The organism is Allobosea sp. Root381 (assembly GCF_001429395.1).
Classification (GTDB): domain Bacteria; phylum Pseudomonadota; class Alphaproteobacteria; order Rhizobiales; family Beijerinckiaceae; genus Allobosea.
In genome coordinates, this window is the sequence record NZ_LMJT01000034.1 from 1 (window position 1) to 16591 (window position 16591).

Consider the following 16591-nt stretch of genomic DNA (forward strand, 5'->3'; position numbering starts at 1 on the left):
CCGAGCTGGCCGAGCTGGGGCAACATGCTCGAAAGCGCCCAGAGCTACCTGACCAGCGCGCCCTGGCTCGCCATCATCCCCGGCCTCGCCATCACCCTCGCCGTCACAAGCTTCAACTTCGTCGGCGACGGACTCAGGGACGCGCTCGACCCAAGAATGGACCAGCCGTGACAGAGACTGCCGCGAAGGGATCCGTCACCACGCTCTGGCGTTATCCCGTCAGCTCGATGGGGGGCGAAAGGCTAGACCATTCCCCCATCGAGCCGGGCGGCGTCGAGGGCGATCGGGTCTGGGGCCTGCTCGATGCGCAGACCGGGCGGATCGCCTCGCCAGGCCGGGAGAAACACTTCGTCCAGGTGCCGCTCGGCCATGCGCGCTTCACCGGCGAGGGCGTCGCGATCTCTGCGGATGGTTCCGTATGGGCTGCGCCGGACGATCCGGCGACGCTGGAGCGGCTTGCGCAGGTCTTCGGCTTCACGCCGCGGCTCGAACCCTTCGTGCCGTTCGGCGCGGAGGGGTTCCGGCCGCGCTACGAGCATGCGCCGATCCATCTCGTCACCACGGCGGGCATGCGCAGCCTCAGCCGCGACATGCCCGACAGCGTGATCGACGAGCGCCGCTTCCGCCCCAACATCGTCGTCGACTGGCCCGACGGACCGGAGGCGATGCCGGAGCAGGGCTGGATCGGCCGCGAGATCCGGATCGGCACGGTGGTGCTGCGTGGCCGCGAGCCCTGCGGGCGTTGCGGCTTCATCACGCTGGAGCAGGAGGGCCTGCCGCTCGACGTCGAGTTGCTGCGGAACGTGGTGAGGCGCTATCGCCGCAATTTCGGGATCTATTGCGACGTGCTCTCGCCGGGCGAGGTCCGGCCGGGCGACACAGTCAGGCTCGGCAGCTGAGCGTTTCCAGGCGGCAGTGCTCTACGGAACCCAGCCCGGCAGGGCCGCAGCCTGCCTGATCCAGGCGGCCATCTGCTCCTCGTCGAGCGTGTCGTTCTCGTGGATGTCGATCCAGCGCGCCTCGCCGCTGCGGGCCGTGCCGCCGGGCGGGAGCGGGTCGAGCGAGGTCCCCTGCAGGAACGTCACCTTCACATAGCGGGTGAAGACATGGAACGAGACGAACCAGCCCTTCCCCTCGGCCGCATAGAAGGGCGAGTTCCAGCGCACCGCCTTCTTGAGATCGGGCACGGTTCGCGTCACCAGCGCATCGAGCCGCCGGCCGAGATCGCTTTTCCAGCCTGGCATGGCCGCGATATAGGCCTGTACCGGCGCATCGCCATCGCCTTTCGCGATCTGGGGGTTGCCGCCGGAGAGCAGCACCGTCGGTTTGCTTTCACCTGCCAAGATGCCTCTCTCGTCACTACCTCGTCCGGACCGAGTGCCCAAAACGATACAGGCATGCTACCGCAATGACGGCAACGGCATCGGTTTGGCAAAGACCTCAGCTGTTGAACAGCACCGGCAGCGGGTAGCCCGACTTCTGGATCGGCGACTTGATGACGATGTAGCTGAAGTATTTCGAGATGCCGATGTTGCGGTCGAGCAGCGTCTCGATCAACGACTGGTAATGCGTCAGCCCGCGCGTCACGAACTTGATCAGGTAGTCGTAGCCGCCGCTGACCAGATGACACTCCACCACCTCGTCGACGCGGCGCAGCGCCGTCTCGAAGCGGATGAAGTATTCCTTGGTGTGGTCCTGCAGCGTGACCTCGGTGAAGACCGTGATGGTCTCGCCGAGCTTCTGTAGATTGATCGTCGCGCCATAGCCGGAGATGTAGCCGGCCTGCTCCAGTCGCTTGACCCGCAGCAGGCAGGGGCTGGGCGAAAGACCGACCGCATCCGCCAGGGTGACGTTGGTCATCCTGCCGTTGTTCTGCAGCTCGATCAGGATCTTCATGTCGATGCGGTCGAGCCGCGCGCCCGGTATCACGACGAAAGCCTCACCCAACGCCTTCCGCGCAGCGCAAAGGTGCACCGCAACGAGACGGCAAACCTAGCCCGTTCGCCGTCCCAGGCAAAGCAAGGATCACGCCGCCTTCGCGCCGCGCAGCTCGGCCGCCACCTCCGGCAGCGCCAGCATGTCGTCAAGCGTCTTGCGCAGGCGGGCGACGATCAGGTCGATCTCGCTCTCGCTGCAGCACAGCGGCGGCGCCAGCCCGATGATGTCGTCGGCGAAGGCGCGGAAGATCACGCCATTGGCGTAGCCGCGGGCGAAGAGATGGTCGGCGAGCTTGACGCTGCGCGGCAGCTTCTCCTTCGTCGCCTTGTCCGCGACCAGCTCGACGCCAGCGAGCAGGCCGCGCGCCCTCACCTCGCCGACCAGCGGATGGTCGCCCAAGGTCGCCAGCTTCTTCTCGAAATAGGCACCGACGCGCTGGCCATTGGCGAGAATACCGCCCTCGTCATAAAGCCTGAGCACCTCGAGCGCGACAGCGGCCGAAACCGGATGGCCGGAATAGGTGTAGCCGTGCCCGACCGGCCCGCCCTCCGGCGCATTGTCCTTGATGCCGCGATAGACCTTCTCGCCGATCGCGAGCGCGCCCAGCGGCGCATAGCCGGAGGTCAGCCCCTTCGCCATCGTCATCATGTCCGGCACGACGCCCTCCGCCTCGCAGGCGAACATCGGCCCGGTGCGGCCGAAGCCGGTTATGACCTCATCGGCGACGAAGAGGATGTCGAGTTCGGCGGCCGTATCGCGCATCGCCTTGAGCCAGCCCTTCGGCGGCACGATCACGCCGCCTGAGCCGACGACCGGCTCGCAGAAGAAGGCAGCGACATTGTCGGCCCCGAGTGCCTCGACCTTGGCGCGCAGCGAGGCGACGCTGGCCGCGATCACCGCCGCGTCGTCCGAGCCCGTCGCATTGCGATAGGCATAAGGCGGGGCAACATAGTGCTGGACATGCGCCGGGAAGTTGAAATTGCCGTGGAAGGCCGGCAGCGCGGTGACGCCGGCGCCGGTCGAGCTCGAGCCGTGATAGCCGCGCTCGAGCGAGAGGATCGCCTTCTTCGCCGGCCTGCCGGTGACGTTGTAATAGAACTGGATCAGCCGCAGCGCGCTGTCGACGGCGTCCGACCCGCCGAGCGAAAAGTAGATGTGGTTGAGATCGCCGGGCGTGAGCTCCGCGAGCTTGCTCGCGAGCAGGATCGTCGGCTCGCTGCCGAAGCTGAAATAGCCCGTGGCATAGGGCAGCTCGCGCATCTGCGCGGCCGCGGCCTCGACGATGCTCTCATGACCGTAGCCGACATTGACGCACCAGAGCCCAGCGAAGCCGTCGATCAGCTCATGGCCGTCGGCATCGGTGATGAAGGCGCCCTTGGCGGACTTCATGATGGTGACGCCGCGCTTCTCATGGCCGGCCCAGTTGGCGACCGGATGGACCCAGTGGCGGCGGTCGAGGGCTTCGAGCGAGTTGACGGTCATGGCGGGCTCCTATGGGAGATAGGCGAATTGGAAGGACGGTCAGGCGGCGCTCTGCAGGCAGGGCTCGGTGCCGCGCCGCCTTTGCGGCGCCTTGTCGAACTCCCGCAGATAGCGTCCCGGCGTGATGCCGCAGATGTTCTTGAAGTGCCGCGAGAAATGGCTCTGGTCGAAGAAGCCGGCCTCGGATGCGGCCAGCGCCATCGGCACGCCGTCGCGCAGAAGCCGCTTCGCATAGCCGATGCGGCGGTGGCAGATGAAGCGATGCGGCGTCAGCCCCACCTGCCGCCGGAACACGGTGACGAAACGGCAGACGCTCAACCCCGCGAGCGCAGCCAGGCGCTCGAGATAGATCGCGTCGGTGAAATTGCGCTCGATATGGTCGAGCGCGCGTCGGATGCCGATGCTGGCGTGCTCCGGCAGCGCGACCCCGCTCTCCGCAACTGGCTCCTGCATGGACCGACCAAGACCTCCGTTGACGGCGCTCCGCCTTGCCCGGAGGTTAGTATGCCCCGCCCCGCCGTCGGCACGGCCTTGGCGGGGCGCCATGACATCCCCTGCCCTATTGAGCCGCCTCGGCAGCAGATCATGCTTCGCGCAGCAGCCGAGGTGCCGAGCAGGATCAGTAGCCTCGCTTGCGGTCGATGAGGCCGATCAGCGGCTCGCCCGTTTGGTGACGGCGTAGGTTCTCGAGCACGACCTCCACCGCCGTCTCCGGCTGGGTCATGCTGGCGATGTGCGGGGTCATCAGCACGCGGGCATGGCTCCAGAGCGGGTGGCCCGGCGTCAGCGGCTCCGGCGTCACCACGTCGAGCACCGCCGCCGAGATCTGGCCACTGTCGAGCGCGGCGAGGAGCGCGTCCTGGTCGAGATGCGCCCCGCGCCCCGTGTTCACCAGCTTCGCGCCCTTGGGCAGTTGCGCGAACAGCTCCGCATCGAGCATGCCCCGCGTCTCGTCGGTCAGCGGCAGCAGGCAGACCAGGATGTCGGTACGCGCCAGGAACTCCGGCAGTTCGTCAGCGCCGGCATAGGATGCCACGCCCTCGATCTCGCGGCCCGAGCGGCTCCAGCCCGCGACCTGGAAGCCGAAACCGGTCAGCTTGCGGCAGCACGCCTCGCCCAGCATGCCGAGGCCGAGCACGCCGACGCGCCGCGTCGCCGCCGGGCGCACGCGGATCTGCTTCCAGACCTCCTCCCGCTGCTGCGCGACGTAATCGATGAGGTCGCGATGCAGCGCGAGCACCGACATCGAGACGAACTCGACCATGCTGTCGACGATGCCGGGCTCGACCATCCGCACCACCGGCAGATCGGGCGGCAGCTTCGAGAGATCGAGATGGTCGACGCCGGCGCCGGCCGACATCATCAGCTCGAGATTGGGGAACCGGGTCGCCAAATCGTCAGGCGGCATCCACGCGAAGAAGTAGCGGATTTCGCTCGGGTCGCCGATCTCGGGCCAGATGCGGAAGGAAAGCTCCGGTGCCTTCTCGGCCAGGATCCTGGCCCATTCGGCGCCGCGCGCCGGATCGGATTTGTAGAGAAGCGCCATTGAATACCTCTGTCGGTCAACCGAGGGCCTGGTTGGCCAGCCCATAGAGCCGCGCCGGCCCCGGCGCCACCGGCAGTCTGCCGCGCACCATGGCGATGACGCTGCCTGCGGGCTCGAGCCCGCGCTGGATCAGCCAATCCGCGAAGGATGCGTCGGCACGGATATCCACGCGAATGAATTGTCCCGTCCGGCCATGCAGCCAATATGCCACCAGCGCCCGCGCATCGCCGTCATTGTCGGCGATGACGGGCCCGACAACGAGCCCCCGCCCGAACCGGCGCAGGATGCTGAAGCCAACAGGCCTGCCATCGCGCTCGATCAGCACGCATTCGCCGCGTTCGAGGAGCGATGCCAGCAGGGCGCCGCGCTCCAGGCCACTGGCAGCCCGGTCGAGCCGCGAGATAACCGGCATGTCGGCAGGCAGCGCCGCCCGCAGCAACGTTCCGTTCGCGAGCACGGGCGCTGCAACCTCCAGCACCTCGCCATGATACTGGCAGACCTCGCCATGGGCCGTGAAGCCCAGCCGCTCATAGAGCGGCTGGCCGGCGACCGTCGCATTGAGCATCAGCGACCGGCCTTCTGCCTGCGCCAGCAGCGCCTGCATCACCCGGCGGCCGAGACCGGCGCCCTGATGATCGGGCGAGACGATGATCATCCCGACCGTCGCGTGGCTGTCGCCATAGGGCCACCACATCCCCACCGCCACGACCTCGCCGGAGAGCTCCGCCACGACGCCGTGGCCGAGCCCTATCGCCATCGCGCAATCCGCGGCGCGATGCGGCCAGCCGACCGCGCGCGACAGCGCCTCGCAGGCCGCTGCATCGCTCGATGCGACCGCGCGAAGGATCGCAGCCTCCGGATGCCCGACATCCGACATCAGCCGGCCACCTCGTGGACGACATAGAACTTGGCGACATGAACGCGGCTGTCCCAGGCGCAAGGGGTGCCCTGCGGCACCAGCACCGTATCGCCCTTCGCGACGGTGACGACCTTGCCGTCCGCCCCGGTCAGGTCGACTGCGCCGTCGAGGACATGCATCAACTCGCTCACCTTGTGCGGCCGCGAAATGCGGGCATAGGGCGTCGAATCCCACAGGCCGGCGCGCAGATTGGCGGCCTCCTCGGTGAAGGCGTTGAAGCTGCGGCATTGCGGCGCCGGTCCTGTCAGGACATCGGCAGGCGGCGCGGCCGAAGACGAGAGCGCCGCATCCGCCGTGAGCCGCGTCACGCCGGGCGCCAGGGCCGTCCCGGCCGTGCCGGCATAGAAGGCCCAACGCGTGCCGGCCGCCGCCTCGATCCGCAGCCGCGTCCCGCGCGCGATGACGGCCCCGCTTCCGGCCGGGACCGTCAGCGCCGCCGCGCCATCGGCCACCAGCGTCAACGCGCCGGCCAGCACGACGAGCGCCTCGGTATGCGGAAATGCCGCGATCTCGACGCTGCCGGCGAAGTCCACGCAACCGCCCGCCGCCACGGGAATCGACCAGGCCAGCTCACGCCCCGCAGCGAAGGGGTCGGCAGGCCCGAGCGCCCCGCGCAGGAACGGCGGCACCGGCGCGCCGGAGGCGCGGTTGAGCAACAGGATGGCAGAAGACGTCATGGGCGTAGGGTCCGGAGCGCGCGTTTCGGAAGGCAAGGCGCTAAGGCAATGCTGCCCAGCTTGATTGGACTATCTTTCCGGCGAAGCTTTGGGAAACGCCATCGGCCGATCCTTCCGGTAGAACGCCATGCCGGTATCCGCTGCGCGGCCGCCGCGGCTGGCCTCCCTCAATGCGCGACATCGCGTTGGTGCCCGCGATGCGCGGCGATGCAGGAGAGGACGCTGATGGCGACCAGGCCGAAAGCAGCGACCTCCAAGGCGCGGGGCCAGCGCTGCTCCCACAGGAATCCGTAGAGCAGAGCAAACAGCGTCTCGAACAGGATCATCTGGCCAGCCATCGTCAGAGGCAGCAGGCGGCTCATCCGGTTCCACAAGGCGTTGCCGAGAATGGAGGCGAGGACAGCGACGCCGATCGATACGCCGGCGAGCTTCGCCCAGTCGACCGCGGCGTGCTGCATCGACTCGAAAGCAATCGAGAAGGGGATCAGGATCAGAGCCTGAGCCCCCGTGACGAGACCGATCAGCAAACTCCACTCGTGAGCGGAAACAGTTCGGACTCGCGTCAGCGCGCGGCTGTTGCCGACAGCGAACCAGGCCCATGACGCGAGGGCGCCGGCAGCGCAAACCAGGCCGATGACCTGCTGCGCGACGGAGCCGGCCGACGGAGAGACGATCGCTCCCCAGCCAATGCAGATGACCCCGGCCGCGCACATGAGAAGCGAGGGCAGGAGCTGCCGCAGTGGCACTGCACCCCGATCGCGACTGCCGGCGATCGTGACGACGACGGGCAGGAAGCCGATGACGAGCGATGTCATCGACATCCCGCCGATCTGCACCGCCGCTGCCAGCAGGATGTAGTAGAATGTGTTGCCGGCCAGGGCGAGCCAGGCAAGCATGATCCATTCGTCTCGCCCCAGAACGTGCCTGAGCGCGCTCCATCGTGGAGCGATCAGCGCTGCAGAAATCGCGCCATAGGCAAGATAGCGGCCGATCGTAAGCTGCAAGGGGCTGAACCCCGCCACCAGTTCCGGCGCCAGGAAGACAAGCCCCCAGAGTGCGCCGGCGCCGGCGCCGCAAGCAATGCCGGCGGCCATGCCGCTTTGAGCCGAACCGTATCGCGAGGTGAGTTCCACACCGGGCTCCATCCAAGACCGGAGTGAGCGATATCATTGTGCCGGTGAGGCATGCGCTCTTGATCTGGCAGGCAAACGCAACAAAAACTCGGGCATGACCAATAGAGCTTTGCGATCCCGCATGTTGGACGCGTTCGACCGGGCGATCCTCCGCATCATTCAGCGGGATGCGAAGACCCCGCAGCGCAAGATCGCAGAAGCGGTCAATCTGTCCGCCGCTGCCGTGCAGCGCAGGATCGCCGCGATGGAAAGCGCCGGTGTCGTCACGAAGAATGTCGCAATCGTCGAACCCGACGCTCTTGGCCTCGGAATCACGGCGATCGTCGAAGTCCAGCTCGGCGATGAGCGCTCGAAAAGCGTCGATGCGGCCAAGGCCTTGTTTCGGGATACGCCAGAGGTCCAGCAATGCTATTTCGCGACGGGCGGCGTCAGCTTCGTGCTGATCATCGTCACCGCCGACATGCGATCTTATGAGCAACTGACCCGTCGCCTCTTTGGAGACAATGAGGCGGTTCGCGGTTACCGCACGCTGATCGCCCTGGATCGGGTAAAATTCGACACCGCGCTGATCGTCCCCGCCGTGGACTGAGCCTTTCGGCTCTTGGTGCCAAGAATTGGTGGCGGTCGCCGGCCGCTCAATCACTTGAAGAGTGCACCCCTCGGCGTGCATGATCACGCCGAGGGTTTCGGACCAGGGTATCGTCGCCTCCATCGTGTCTGGCAACCTGGCGGAATCATACTCTGCTGAAACCGCGCAACTTCCTTCGGGTTGGTCTCCTAGAGATTGTTTGGAAACGCTCTCAGCCCTCATCCTTCGAGACGCCGTTTCGCGGCTCCTCAGGATGAGGGCTGGCGTGTCCAAACGGACTCTAAGAGATCAGATTGTCTTCAAAAGGGGAGACAGGTGAGTATCCAGGTTCTCGTCAGCGGCGGAAATGGCCGGCTTGCGCGCGCCCTGTCGGCGGTTGGCGGGCCTCGGGTGCAAGCACTATCGCGAGCAGAACTGGACATTACGGACAGTCTTGCCTTGAAAACTGTACTGGCACGGTTGCGCCCGGACGCTGTCATCAACGCGGCGGCTGTCAGCAATGTCGATGCTTCCGAAAGCGCGATGGATCACGCGCAGGCCGTCAATGCGCGCGCGCCCGGCCAAATGGCGCAAGCGTGTGCGGAGATGGGCGCGTCCTTCATCCATGTTTCAACCGACTACGTGTTCGGTGAAGCGATCAATCGACCGTGGCGCGAGAACGATCCCGTCTCGCCGATCAACAACTATGGTCGTTTGAAAGCCGAGGCCGAGCGAAACGTCCTCGCCGTCGGCGAAGGCGTCTGCATAGCCAGGGTTGCGTGGCTGTTCGGCGACGGCAGAGACTTTATCACCCATCTTCTGCGGGCCCCGGGCGATGTCGCCAAGGTCGCCTGCGACCAGATCGGCTCGCCAACTCCCATTTTTGCGCTCGCCAGGAGGTTGCTGCGCCTGGCAGAGCACATGAAGGCGGGCGACGGCATCCCTCGAATCCTTCACCTGGCGGGTTCGCCCGCCGTATCACGCGCGGACTGGGTCGCTGCGGCATTCCAGGCGCTGCAGAAAGCAGGACGGCGAACGCCTCGGATCGAGCGGGTTCCCATGGCCTACTTTGCCTCCGCCGCTCCGCGCCCTCGATATAGCGCCCTTGATTGCAGCCTCGCGGCCGAATTGTTTGGCGAAGAGCTCGACTGGCGCACGACGATGGCGCAACCGGAGACGTTTGCCGCAGCCTTCGATCGTTAGAGACGGAGCGCGGAAGCGTCCGCTGCGGGCAGAGGCTGCGTGGAAGTAGACCTCCGAAGCGTGATCCCGCCTTGAGAGGCATCTGATACCGTCGGCTTTCGCCTAACCGGGACGGGCCCACTCCCGCCGTATCCGGCGGTCCATGCCGCCTATCCGAGCGGCCCGTTCCCGATCCATGCCGTCGCGAGAACCGCTGCCGACGAGGAAAGCCGGCTGCTCCGCACCGTCCTGGCTTGCGCCATTCGAGCCGCTCGCCTGCTCACTCCGCCTCCAGGGGGATGGCGGCGAGCGAACGCCTGATGGTGGTACCCCTTCCGCGCACTATCCTCGCCCGTCGCGAACGCCGAACAATAGCGCTCACCTCGACCGGTACCCAAGGACCGGCACCCAGGCTGCGGAGCGGATACGGATCCCGCAGGGTCGATCACGGCGCACGCAATGCGACAGGTTTGTGCAATGAGCTTGAGTGGTGGGATTGCTGAACGTGGCTCGCCGGTACGGCCACTCGATATCCGGCACCTGATCTTCGACGAAGCCGATGATCATCCGTCAGCGGCCAACGGCTTGCATCAGGTGGCACGGCAGCTCGCACTGGAGCAACTTCATGCAGGCGACCATTCGCGCCTCGTCTTCCTAGCCGCGCCGGGCCGCGATCCCGAGGTTCCTTCCGGCATCCCAGCACAGATTCTGCCGCTTCGGGGACGCCGGATATTGGGCCGCAACATCGGGCTCGATCAGGATGTCCTGGACGCTGTCCTGGCGGATGCGGGGCCATCGACCGTTTATCATATCCACGGCGTCAGGCAGCCGCTCCTCCTCCCGATCGTACGTGCCCTGCGCCCGCGGCAGATACCCTACGGTATCACCGCGCATAGCCGGTTTGCACATATCTACAGCCTGGACCACAAGCTGGAGCGACCGAAGACCGCCTTTTACGTCAGGCTTGTCGAGAGCTTTGCGCTGAAGGCGGCCCGCTTCGTCCATGCCCTGACCCCGCACGAAGCCGAGGTGGTGCGTCGGCTTGTTCCCGGCGCCAGGGTCGTACTCCTGCCCAACGCTGTCTATTCGAGCCGCCTGGACGGGGTCCCGCAGGCTCCGACTCGCCTCGCTCCTTCCGCCGAGTTTCCGATCTTCGGGTTCTTCGGGCGCCTGGCGATCGAGCATAAAGGCCTGGATCTGCTGATCGAGGGCTTCGCGCGCTATCGCCATGCCGGAGGCAAGGGCAGGCTCGCACTGTTCGGCAGCGGGCAATCCCATCAACAACTTGCGGAAATGTGCGCTGCAGCCAACGTAGCCGACGTCAGCTCGATCGAGGGTCCCCGTTTCGGACAAGAAAAGCTCCGGACCGCAAGCGAGTGGGACTTCTATGTCGCCCCGTCACGCTTCGACCATATGCCGCTGGCGCTCATGGAAGCCGGCCTCATGGGCCTGCCGCTCATCCTTTCGGAAGGAACCGGGCTCCTTCACCAGGTTGAGGCCGCCGGCGCCGGGCTCGCAATTGCCGATCTCAACGCCGAATCCGTCGCGGAGGCAATGCACGCAGCCGAGAAGATCGGGCCGGCCCAATGGCGCATGCTGTCGGAGAGCGCCTATCGCGTCGCGCTTTCGATCGGCGATTGGACGGCGATCGCCGCGTCGCTGCGTGATCTCTATTGCGGGCGCCCGATCGTCGGCGAAGCCCGTGCGACGGCCCATGTCCAGCAATGTGCAGCAATCTGAAAAAGCTCAAAGGGATTACCTCTTATGGATCGAATTGTACACGGCAATTAATGGCATATCATCGAGTAATAAGAGTTAAATCTATTATTTGATAAGTATTAGATCCAACACATCACCATATTAAAGAAATAATATAAGTAGTTTTAGTAGAATATCAAAACAGAATTAAAATTACACAACAGGAGGAGGGCATGAAAGTTCCGTTCTACCGTCATTCGTTAGATGCGAGCAGCGCTGCACTTGTCGCTGAAGTGATACAGAGCGGCTTTCTGACGAGTGGGCAACGTTGCTCCCGGGTGGAGGAACGGCTGCGCGCCATCTTCAATGTTTCGCATGCAAAGCTGACCAGCAGCTGGACTCAAGGCGCAGTGGCGACCCTGCTCGCCCTTGGCATAGGGCCTGGCGATGAAGTCATCGTGCCGGCGATGACGTTCGTGGCGACAGCGAACGTCGTCAAGCAGGTTGGGGCGAGGCCTGTCTTTGTCGATGTCGAACCCTCGACGCTCCTGATCGACATCGCCTTGGTCAAGGCCGCCGTCACGCCGCAAACCAAAGCCGTCATCCCCGTCCACCTCTACGGTCAGATGGTGGATGTCCCTGCCCTGCGCGCCGCGCTGCCCGCGGGCATCAAGATCATCGAGGATGCCGCTCACTGCTTCGAAGGCAGACGAGCCGGCCGTCGCCCCGGATCGGACAGCGACGCCGCGATCTTCTCGTTCTACGCGACGAAGAACGTCACCTGCGGCGAGGGCGGCGCGGTCATAACCAACGATGCCGAGCTGGCCGCCAACCTGAATGAAACCGTCCTGCACGGCATGTCCGCCACAGCGGCCCAGCGTTTCTCAGCCGGACGCTATCAGCACTGGGATGTGGAGCGGCTCGGAACGAAGGCAAATCTTCCCGATCTCCTGGCCGTCCTTCTCGAAGGGCAGCTCGAAACCGTCGACGACCGGCTGGAGCAGCGCGAGGCACTGGCCCGGCGCTATGAGGAGAGCTTCGCAGATACGCCGATCAGCTTTCCAACGATCGAGGCCGGGGCGGTTTCGGCGCGCCATCTCTTTGCCATCCATGTCCCTGATGGCCGTCGGGACTGGCTCATGCGCATGCTCAACGACCAGGGCATCGGCGCGACGGTCAATTATCGCAGCGTGACCGAGCTCAGCCTGTATCGAAACGATGCATCGGTGCGCCGGGGCAGCTTCCCGGTTGCGCGCGCTTGGGGCGAGGGCACGCTGTCCTTGCCGCTGTTTCCGACCCTGCAGGAGGCAGAGCAGGACTACATTCTGAACGTCCTTCGCTACGAGATCCTGCCGTTCCTTGATTCCAGCGAAACAGAAGAAAGAGGAGTGGCTGCGCTATGAACAAGACGATCGCAGTTACTGGCGCTGCCGGCTACGTCGGCTCCATCCTGGTCGGGCGGTTGCTGGATGCGGGGTATCGGGTGAAAGCGGTGGATCGCTTCTTCTTTGGATTGAATACGCTTGGCCGCTATCTCGATCATCCGGGGCTCGAGCTGAAGACGATCGATATTCGTGACGTGACGCCGCGCGACCTGGAAGATTGCTGGGCCGTCATCGACCTGGCGGCGCTGTCGAATGACCCATCGGCTGAACTCGATCCCGCCCTGACCTGGGAAATCAATGAGAAGGGGCGGATCGATCTGGCTCGCAGCGCCAGGAGCGCGGGCGTCGAGCGTTACGTCTTTTCCGGCTCCTGCTCGGTCTATGGCGCCGGTGGGCGAGCGGATCTGTCCGAGGACAGCGCATTGCGACCTCTGACAGCCTATGCTCGGGCGGCAGCAACGGCCGAAGAAGCGATCCGAGGCATGAACCGCCCCGGATTCGCCACTGTCGCCTTACGCAATGCAACGATGTTCGGCCTGTCGCCACGCATGCGCTTCGATCTCGTCGTCAATGTCATGACCCTGAGCGCATTCGAAACCGGACAGATCGTCGTGACCGGCGGCGGGCAGCAACGGCGGCCACTGGTCCATGTCCAGGATGCCGCAAGAGCATTCATATGCGCGCTCGAGGCATGCGACCGAGGCATCGGTGGGCAAGTCTTCAACATCGGCCTGGCGAACTTCCGCATGAACGAACTGAGCGAAGTGGTGAGCAAGGCCATCCCTGCTCCGGTCCAGGTTCAGTTCACTCCCGGCGGCGCGGACAAGCGCGACTACAGCGTCAAATTCGACAGGGCACGGGAGGCCCTGGGCTTTTCCGCTTCTGTCGGCATAGCTGAAGGCGTGATCGAGATTTATCGCGCGCTCATGGCGAACCAGGTCGAGCGCGGGCTCATTACCAAGACGGTGGCGTGGTATAGCCATATCATCCAGATGCAGCGGTTGTGGAACTTCGGCTTGGAGGCGCGCTCGCTTGCCGGGAGCAAGGTGGAGCCCGACCCGAGCCTGGCGGCGAGGCAGGTCGCAATCGCAGCCGCTGTTTCCAAGAATTCATCCGGCGGCCAAGCAGCCCGCACCGCCGCCGCTCTGATCGGTATCATCGGTATGATCGGGGGCGTCGAACCTGATCCTTCGGAGGAATACTTCGGGCTTGCCGAACGCATCCCGAGGCTGGCTGGCGCCCTCGAAGCTACGCTGGCGGGAGTCATTTGACGCGGCGAGACAGTTGAGTGGCTGCACCAAGTCTCGTTGATCAGAATTGGTGGGCCGGGCCGGACTCGAACCGGCACCGGCGCTGTTATGAGCAGCGAGCTCTAACCATTGAGCTACCGGCCCGCCCCTCGCCTAGCATCGCGGCTGCCGGGCAGGCAAGGCCGCTGCGCACCGGACCGAAAAGTGGCATCCACTTTGCGGATCAGTTCGATGCCTGAACAAGCGGATAGATCGAGATGTCGCGTCCGTTGGGACACGCATCGATCTGGCCGAACGCAATGCAAAGGCCCCGCCGTCTCGCGACGGCGGGGCCTTTGCATTGCGTTCGGGTCAACCCGGCCGGCGGTGCCGGCGGCGCCTATCAGGCGGCCTCCGCCATGTGCTGCTCGGCCTGGTGCCCCTCGCGGAAGCGGAAACGGGCGATGTGCTCGCTCAGCGCGCGGGTCTGCTCGTCGGTCAGGGCGAGCGCGGCATTGGTCTCCTCGACCAGCGCCGCGTTCTGATGGGCCATGGTGCCGATGCCGTCGATCTCGTGATTGATCGCCGAGACGTCGCTGGCCTGGTTCTTTGCGGTCTGCGAGATGCCGTTCATCAGCCCGGTCAGGTCGTTGACCGAGGCGACGATGGCTTCGAACATCTGCGCCGTCTCCTCGACGAGCCCCACGCCGACCTTGACGTCGCCATGCGCCGCCTCGACCAGCTTCTTGACGTCGTTGGAGGCATCCGCCGAGCGCTTGGCGAGGCTGCGGACTTCCGTCGCAACGACTGCGAAGCCACGGCCACTGTCGCCGGCCCGCGCCGCCTCGACAGCCGCGTTCAGCGCCAGCAGGTTGGTCTGGAAGGCGATCTCGTCGATCATCGCGATGACCTCGGAGATCTTGTTCGAGGAGGTGCGGATGCGCTGCATGGCCTCGAGCGCGGAGGCGACCACCTTTTCACCCTGCTGGGCCTGGCTCTCGGCGCCCTCGGCCATGCCGGTCGCCTGGGCTGCCTCGGAAGCGGTCTTCTTCACCGTGCCGGCGAAGGCGCCGAGCTGGTTGGTGGCCATCGAGACGGCGTTGCTCTCCTCGCTCGTGCGCTCGGCAAGATCGGTGACGCCGTCGAGGATCTCTGTCGTCGCGCTGCGCACGGCGGCAACAGTCTCGGAGAGCTTGGCGAGCGTGCTCTCGAACTCGTCGGCCAGGCCGTTGGTGCCGTGCTTCAGCTCGGCGAACGCCCCCTGGTAGATGCCCTCGACGCGGGTCGAAAGATGCCCGGCCGAAAGCTCGGCCAGCACATGGCAGGTTTCCTTCAGCCCGCCCTGCACCGTCTCCAGCAGCTCGTTGATCGATCCGGCCAGCGCATTCAGCTCGGCATCGGCGAAGTTCGACTGAACGCGGCGGCTGAAGTCGCCGGCCGCGGCGGCAGTCACGACTTCGCCGAAAGCGTTGCCGAGCTCCTGCATCATCTCGCGGCGGCGAGCCTGGGCCAGCGCCTCGTCCTCGATCTTGGCAGCCTCCGCGGCGCGCAGCGCGACCGCGTTGTCGCGGAAGACCAGCACGCTCTTCGAGATGTCGGTGATCTCGTCATTGCCCTTGGTGTCGACGACGGTCTCGAGTGCGCCGTCGGCGATGGCGCGGGTCGCGGCCCAGAGCCGGTTCAGGCGCCCGATGATCGCCGGGCGGATGTAGAAGAGCGACAGCGAAAGCGCGATCAGCAGCGAGCTGATCCAGATGGCGCCGAGCCACATCTTGCTCTGCTGGATCAGCGCGCTGGTCGAGCTGCTGGCGACCTGCGCCTCGCCGCGAGCCGCCGTGACGAGCTCGGCGACCTGGTTGCGCACGGCCTGCGCGGCCGCCTGGGTCTGCTGGAGGCCGGCCGCGATCCCCGCGCGGGTCGCAAGATCGCGCTCGCGAATGGCGATCATGCCGCCCTCGCCCTCACCAAGCGCGATCACGGCGTTGACCGCCTCGGTGCGCACCGAGTTTGGCAGGATGGCCTGGGCCTGCTCCGCGAAGCCGCGGACCTGGCCGAGCAGCGCGTTGAACCGCGACTTGGCGTTGTCGAGAGCCTCGCGGTTGACGATCTGCGAGATCTCGCGCAGCAACCCGACCATTTCGCTGACCTGCAGCTGCAGGGCCTGCGCCGTCTGCAGGGAGCCAAGATCCTTGTCGATGATGCTCGCGAGCGCGTTCTCGAAATCCTGGCCGGTCATCTGGGCCGCGCTGGTGATGTTCATCTTGACGTTGAACTGCGCGTCGGTGGTCTCGAAATCGGCCAGGGCGGTGAAGCCGTCGCGCGCCCTGGAGAGCTTCGTCAGCGCTTCCGCCTGATCCGCCGCATTGCGCAGGCGGTCGCCTGTCAGAGCGTTGATGTCGTTGATCTGGCGGGCAAGCGTGTCGATCGCGGACTGCGTCTTCGTCTTGTCGACCTTGCCCTGCTCGGCGATGCGATGCAGCAGCGCCATCTGACGCCCCTCGACCGTATCGAGTTCGCTCGTCAGCATCGAGCGCTGCCGGGCGGACTCGACCTCGCTGAAGCGGGCGGCGAGTGCCGTCGACTGCGTGGCGGCCTGGGAGAGTTCGAGCGCGAGCTCGACCACCGGCATCTTCTCGGAGACCAGCTCGCCGACCGTCCGGTCGATTCGCCCATAGGAGAGCCAGGCCACGGAGCAGGCCACCATGGTGAGGCCCGTCATCAGGCCGAGCGCCGCATAGATGCGCGCGGCGATCCCGATACGTACCGCCTTGCGCTGGCGGACGGGTTTACTGGCCTTCGTCATCGATCGCTCCCCGAATGCCTCCCGGCATATG

General features: G+C 65.6%; 15 protein-coding genes, 1 tRNA gene and 1 pseudogene. 7 read left to right on the forward strand and 10 right to left on the reverse strand.

Annotated elements, in window-relative coordinates:
- Positions 1–171: pseudogene (locus ASE63_RS28605) on the forward strand (peptide ABC transporter permease); the annotation flags it as partial.
- On the forward strand, positions 168–899 hold the full coding sequence (locus ASE63_RS19820) for an MOSC domain-containing protein (RefSeq protein ID WP_156410500.1): 732 nt from the start codon (positions 168–170) through the stop codon (positions 897–899). The pseudogene ASE63_RS28605 and the gene ASE63_RS19820, both read left to right, overlap by 4 nt.
- Positions 900–920: 21 nt before the next feature.
- On the opposite strand, the gene ASE63_RS19825 is transcribed toward ASE63_RS19820, so the two are convergent.
- From ASE63_RS19825 to ASE63_RS19860, 8 genes are all read right to left on the reverse strand, one after another.
- Positions 921–1343 carry a DUF1801 domain-containing protein gene (locus tag ASE63_RS19825; protein WP_244491485.1) on the reverse strand — a complete coding sequence of 141 codons (423 nt, stop codon included), beginning with the start codon at positions 1341–1343 and terminating at the stop codon, positions 921–923.
- 97 nt (positions 1344–1440) lie between these two features.
- Positions 1441–1926, reverse strand: coding sequence for an Lrp/AsnC family transcriptional regulator (locus ASE63_RS19830; protein WP_348271371.1), 486 nt, complete (start codon positions 1924–1926; stop codon positions 1441–1443).
- Between the two features lie 99 nt (positions 1927–2025).
- Positions 2026–3420 carry an aminotransferase class III-fold pyridoxal phosphate-dependent enzyme gene (locus ASE63_RS19835; RefSeq protein ID WP_056805372.1) on the reverse strand — a complete coding sequence of 465 codons (1395 nt, stop codon included), beginning with the start codon at positions 3418–3420 and terminating at the stop codon, positions 2026–2028.
- A 39-nt stretch (positions 3421–3459) separates the two neighbouring features.
- On the reverse strand, positions 3460–3873 hold the full coding sequence (locus tag ASE63_RS19840; protein ID WP_056805374.1) for an AraC family transcriptional regulator: 414 nt from the start codon (positions 3871–3873) through the stop codon (positions 3460–3462).
- Between the two features lie 166 nt (positions 3874–4039).
- Entirely contained in the window at positions 4040–4966 is a 927-nt protein-coding gene (locus tag ASE63_RS19845; RefSeq protein ID WP_056805376.1) for a glyoxylate/hydroxypyruvate reductase A, read from the reverse strand.
- Between the two features lie 16 nt (positions 4967–4982).
- Positions 4983–5843 carry a GNAT family N-acetyltransferase gene (locus ASE63_RS19850; RefSeq protein ID WP_056805377.1) on the reverse strand — a complete coding sequence of 287 codons (861 nt, stop codon included), beginning with the start codon at positions 5841–5843 and terminating at the stop codon, positions 4983–4985.
- Positions 5843–6562, reverse strand: coding sequence for a cupin domain-containing protein (locus tag ASE63_RS19855; protein WP_082610144.1), 720 nt, complete (start codon positions 6560–6562; stop codon positions 5843–5845). Before ASE63_RS19855 ends, ASE63_RS19850 begins: the two co-directional genes overlap by 1 nt.
- A 167-nt stretch (positions 6563–6729) precedes the next feature.
- The gene (locus ASE63_RS19860; RefSeq protein ID WP_244491487.1) at positions 6730–7695 is read right to left on the reverse strand and encodes a DMT family transporter; all 966 of its coding nucleotides are present in this window, start codon (positions 7693–7695) and stop codon (positions 6730–6732) included.
- Between the two features lie 121 nt (positions 7696–7816).
- Between ASE63_RS19860 and ASE63_RS19865 the strand changes: the two genes are divergently transcribed.
- The 5 genes from ASE63_RS19865 (at position 7817) to ASE63_RS19885 (ending at position 13799) form a co-directional block, all read left to right on the forward strand.
- Positions 7817–8284, forward strand: a complete 468-nt coding sequence (locus ASE63_RS19865) for an Lrp/AsnC family transcriptional regulator (RefSeq protein WP_244491489.1) — start codon at positions 7817–7819, stop codon at positions 8282–8284.
- Between the two features lie 315 nt (positions 8285–8599).
- Positions 8600–9466 carry a sugar nucleotide-binding protein gene (locus tag ASE63_RS19870; protein ID WP_162261812.1) on the forward strand — a complete coding sequence of 289 codons (867 nt, stop codon included), beginning with the start codon at positions 8600–8602 and terminating at the stop codon, positions 9464–9466.
- 456 nt (positions 9467–9922) lie between these two features.
- A complete protein-coding gene (locus ASE63_RS19875; RefSeq protein WP_056805389.1) occupies positions 9923–11185 on the forward strand; it encodes a glycosyltransferase in 1263 nt (420 codons plus the stop codon).
- Positions 11186–11376: 191 nt separating this feature from the next.
- Positions 11377–12546 (forward strand): DegT/DnrJ/EryC1/StrS aminotransferase family protein, encoded by a 1170-nt coding sequence (locus tag ASE63_RS19880; RefSeq protein WP_056805393.1) that lies wholly within the window; start codon positions 11377–11379, stop codon positions 12544–12546.
- Complete coding sequence (locus ASE63_RS19885; protein WP_056805396.1) at positions 12543–13799, forward strand: SDR family oxidoreductase; 1257 nt, start codon at positions 12543–12545, stop codon at positions 13797–13799. The genes ASE63_RS19880 and ASE63_RS19885 overlap by 4 nt, the downstream gene beginning before the upstream one ends.
- 47 nt (positions 13800–13846) lie before the next feature.
- Here the strand turns inward: ASE63_RS19885 and ASE63_RS19890 are convergent.
- Together ASE63_RS19890 and ASE63_RS19895 are read right to left on the reverse strand one after the other, a co-directional pair.
- Positions 13847–13922, reverse strand: a tRNA-Ile gene (locus ASE63_RS19890).
- Between the two features lie 238 nt (positions 13923–14160).
- Positions 14161–16560, reverse strand: a complete 2400-nt coding sequence (locus ASE63_RS19895; protein ID WP_056805398.1) for a methyl-accepting chemotaxis protein — start codon at positions 16558–16560, stop codon at positions 14161–14163.
- Positions 16561–16591 lie beyond the last annotated feature (31 nt).

Coding starts and splice junctions, on each gene's coding strand:
- ASE63_RS19835 (WP_056805372.1), bottom strand. CDS start 3,420: ATGACCGTCAACTCGCTCGAAGCCCTCGACCGCCGCCACTGGGTCCAT.
- ASE63_RS19840 (WP_056805374.1), bottom strand. CDS start 3,873: ATGCAGGAGCCAGTTGCGGAGAGCGGGGTCGCGCTGCCGGAGCACGCC.
- ASE63_RS19845 (WP_056805376.1), bottom strand. CDS start 4,966: ATGGCGCTTCTCTACAAATCCGATCCGGCGCGCGGCGCCGAATGGGCC.
- ASE63_RS19850 (WP_056805377.1), bottom strand. CDS start 5,843: ATGTCGGATGTCGGGCATCCGGAGGCTGCGATCCTTCGCGCGGTCGCA.
- ASE63_RS19855 (WP_082610144.1), bottom strand. CDS start 6,562: ATGACGTCTTCTGCCATCCTGTTGCTCAACCGCGCCTCCGGCGCGCCG.
- ASE63_RS19865 (WP_244491489.1), top strand. CDS start 7,817: ATGTTGGACGCGTTCGACCGGGCGATCCTCCGCATCATTCAGCGGGAT.
- ASE63_RS19875 (WP_056805389.1), top strand. CDS start 9,923: ATGAGCTTGAGTGGTGGGATTGCTGAACGTGGCTCGCCGGTACGGCCA.
- ASE63_RS19880 (WP_056805393.1), top strand. CDS start 11,377: ATGAAAGTTCCGTTCTACCGTCATTCGTTAGATGCGAGCAGCGCTGCA.
- ASE63_RS19885 (WP_056805396.1), top strand. CDS start 12,543: ATGAACAAGACGATCGCAGTTACTGGCGCTGCCGGCTACGTCGGCTCC.
- ASE63_RS19895 (WP_056805398.1), bottom strand. CDS start 16,560: ATGACGAAGGCCAGTAAACCCGTCCGCCAGCGCAAGGCGGTACGTATC.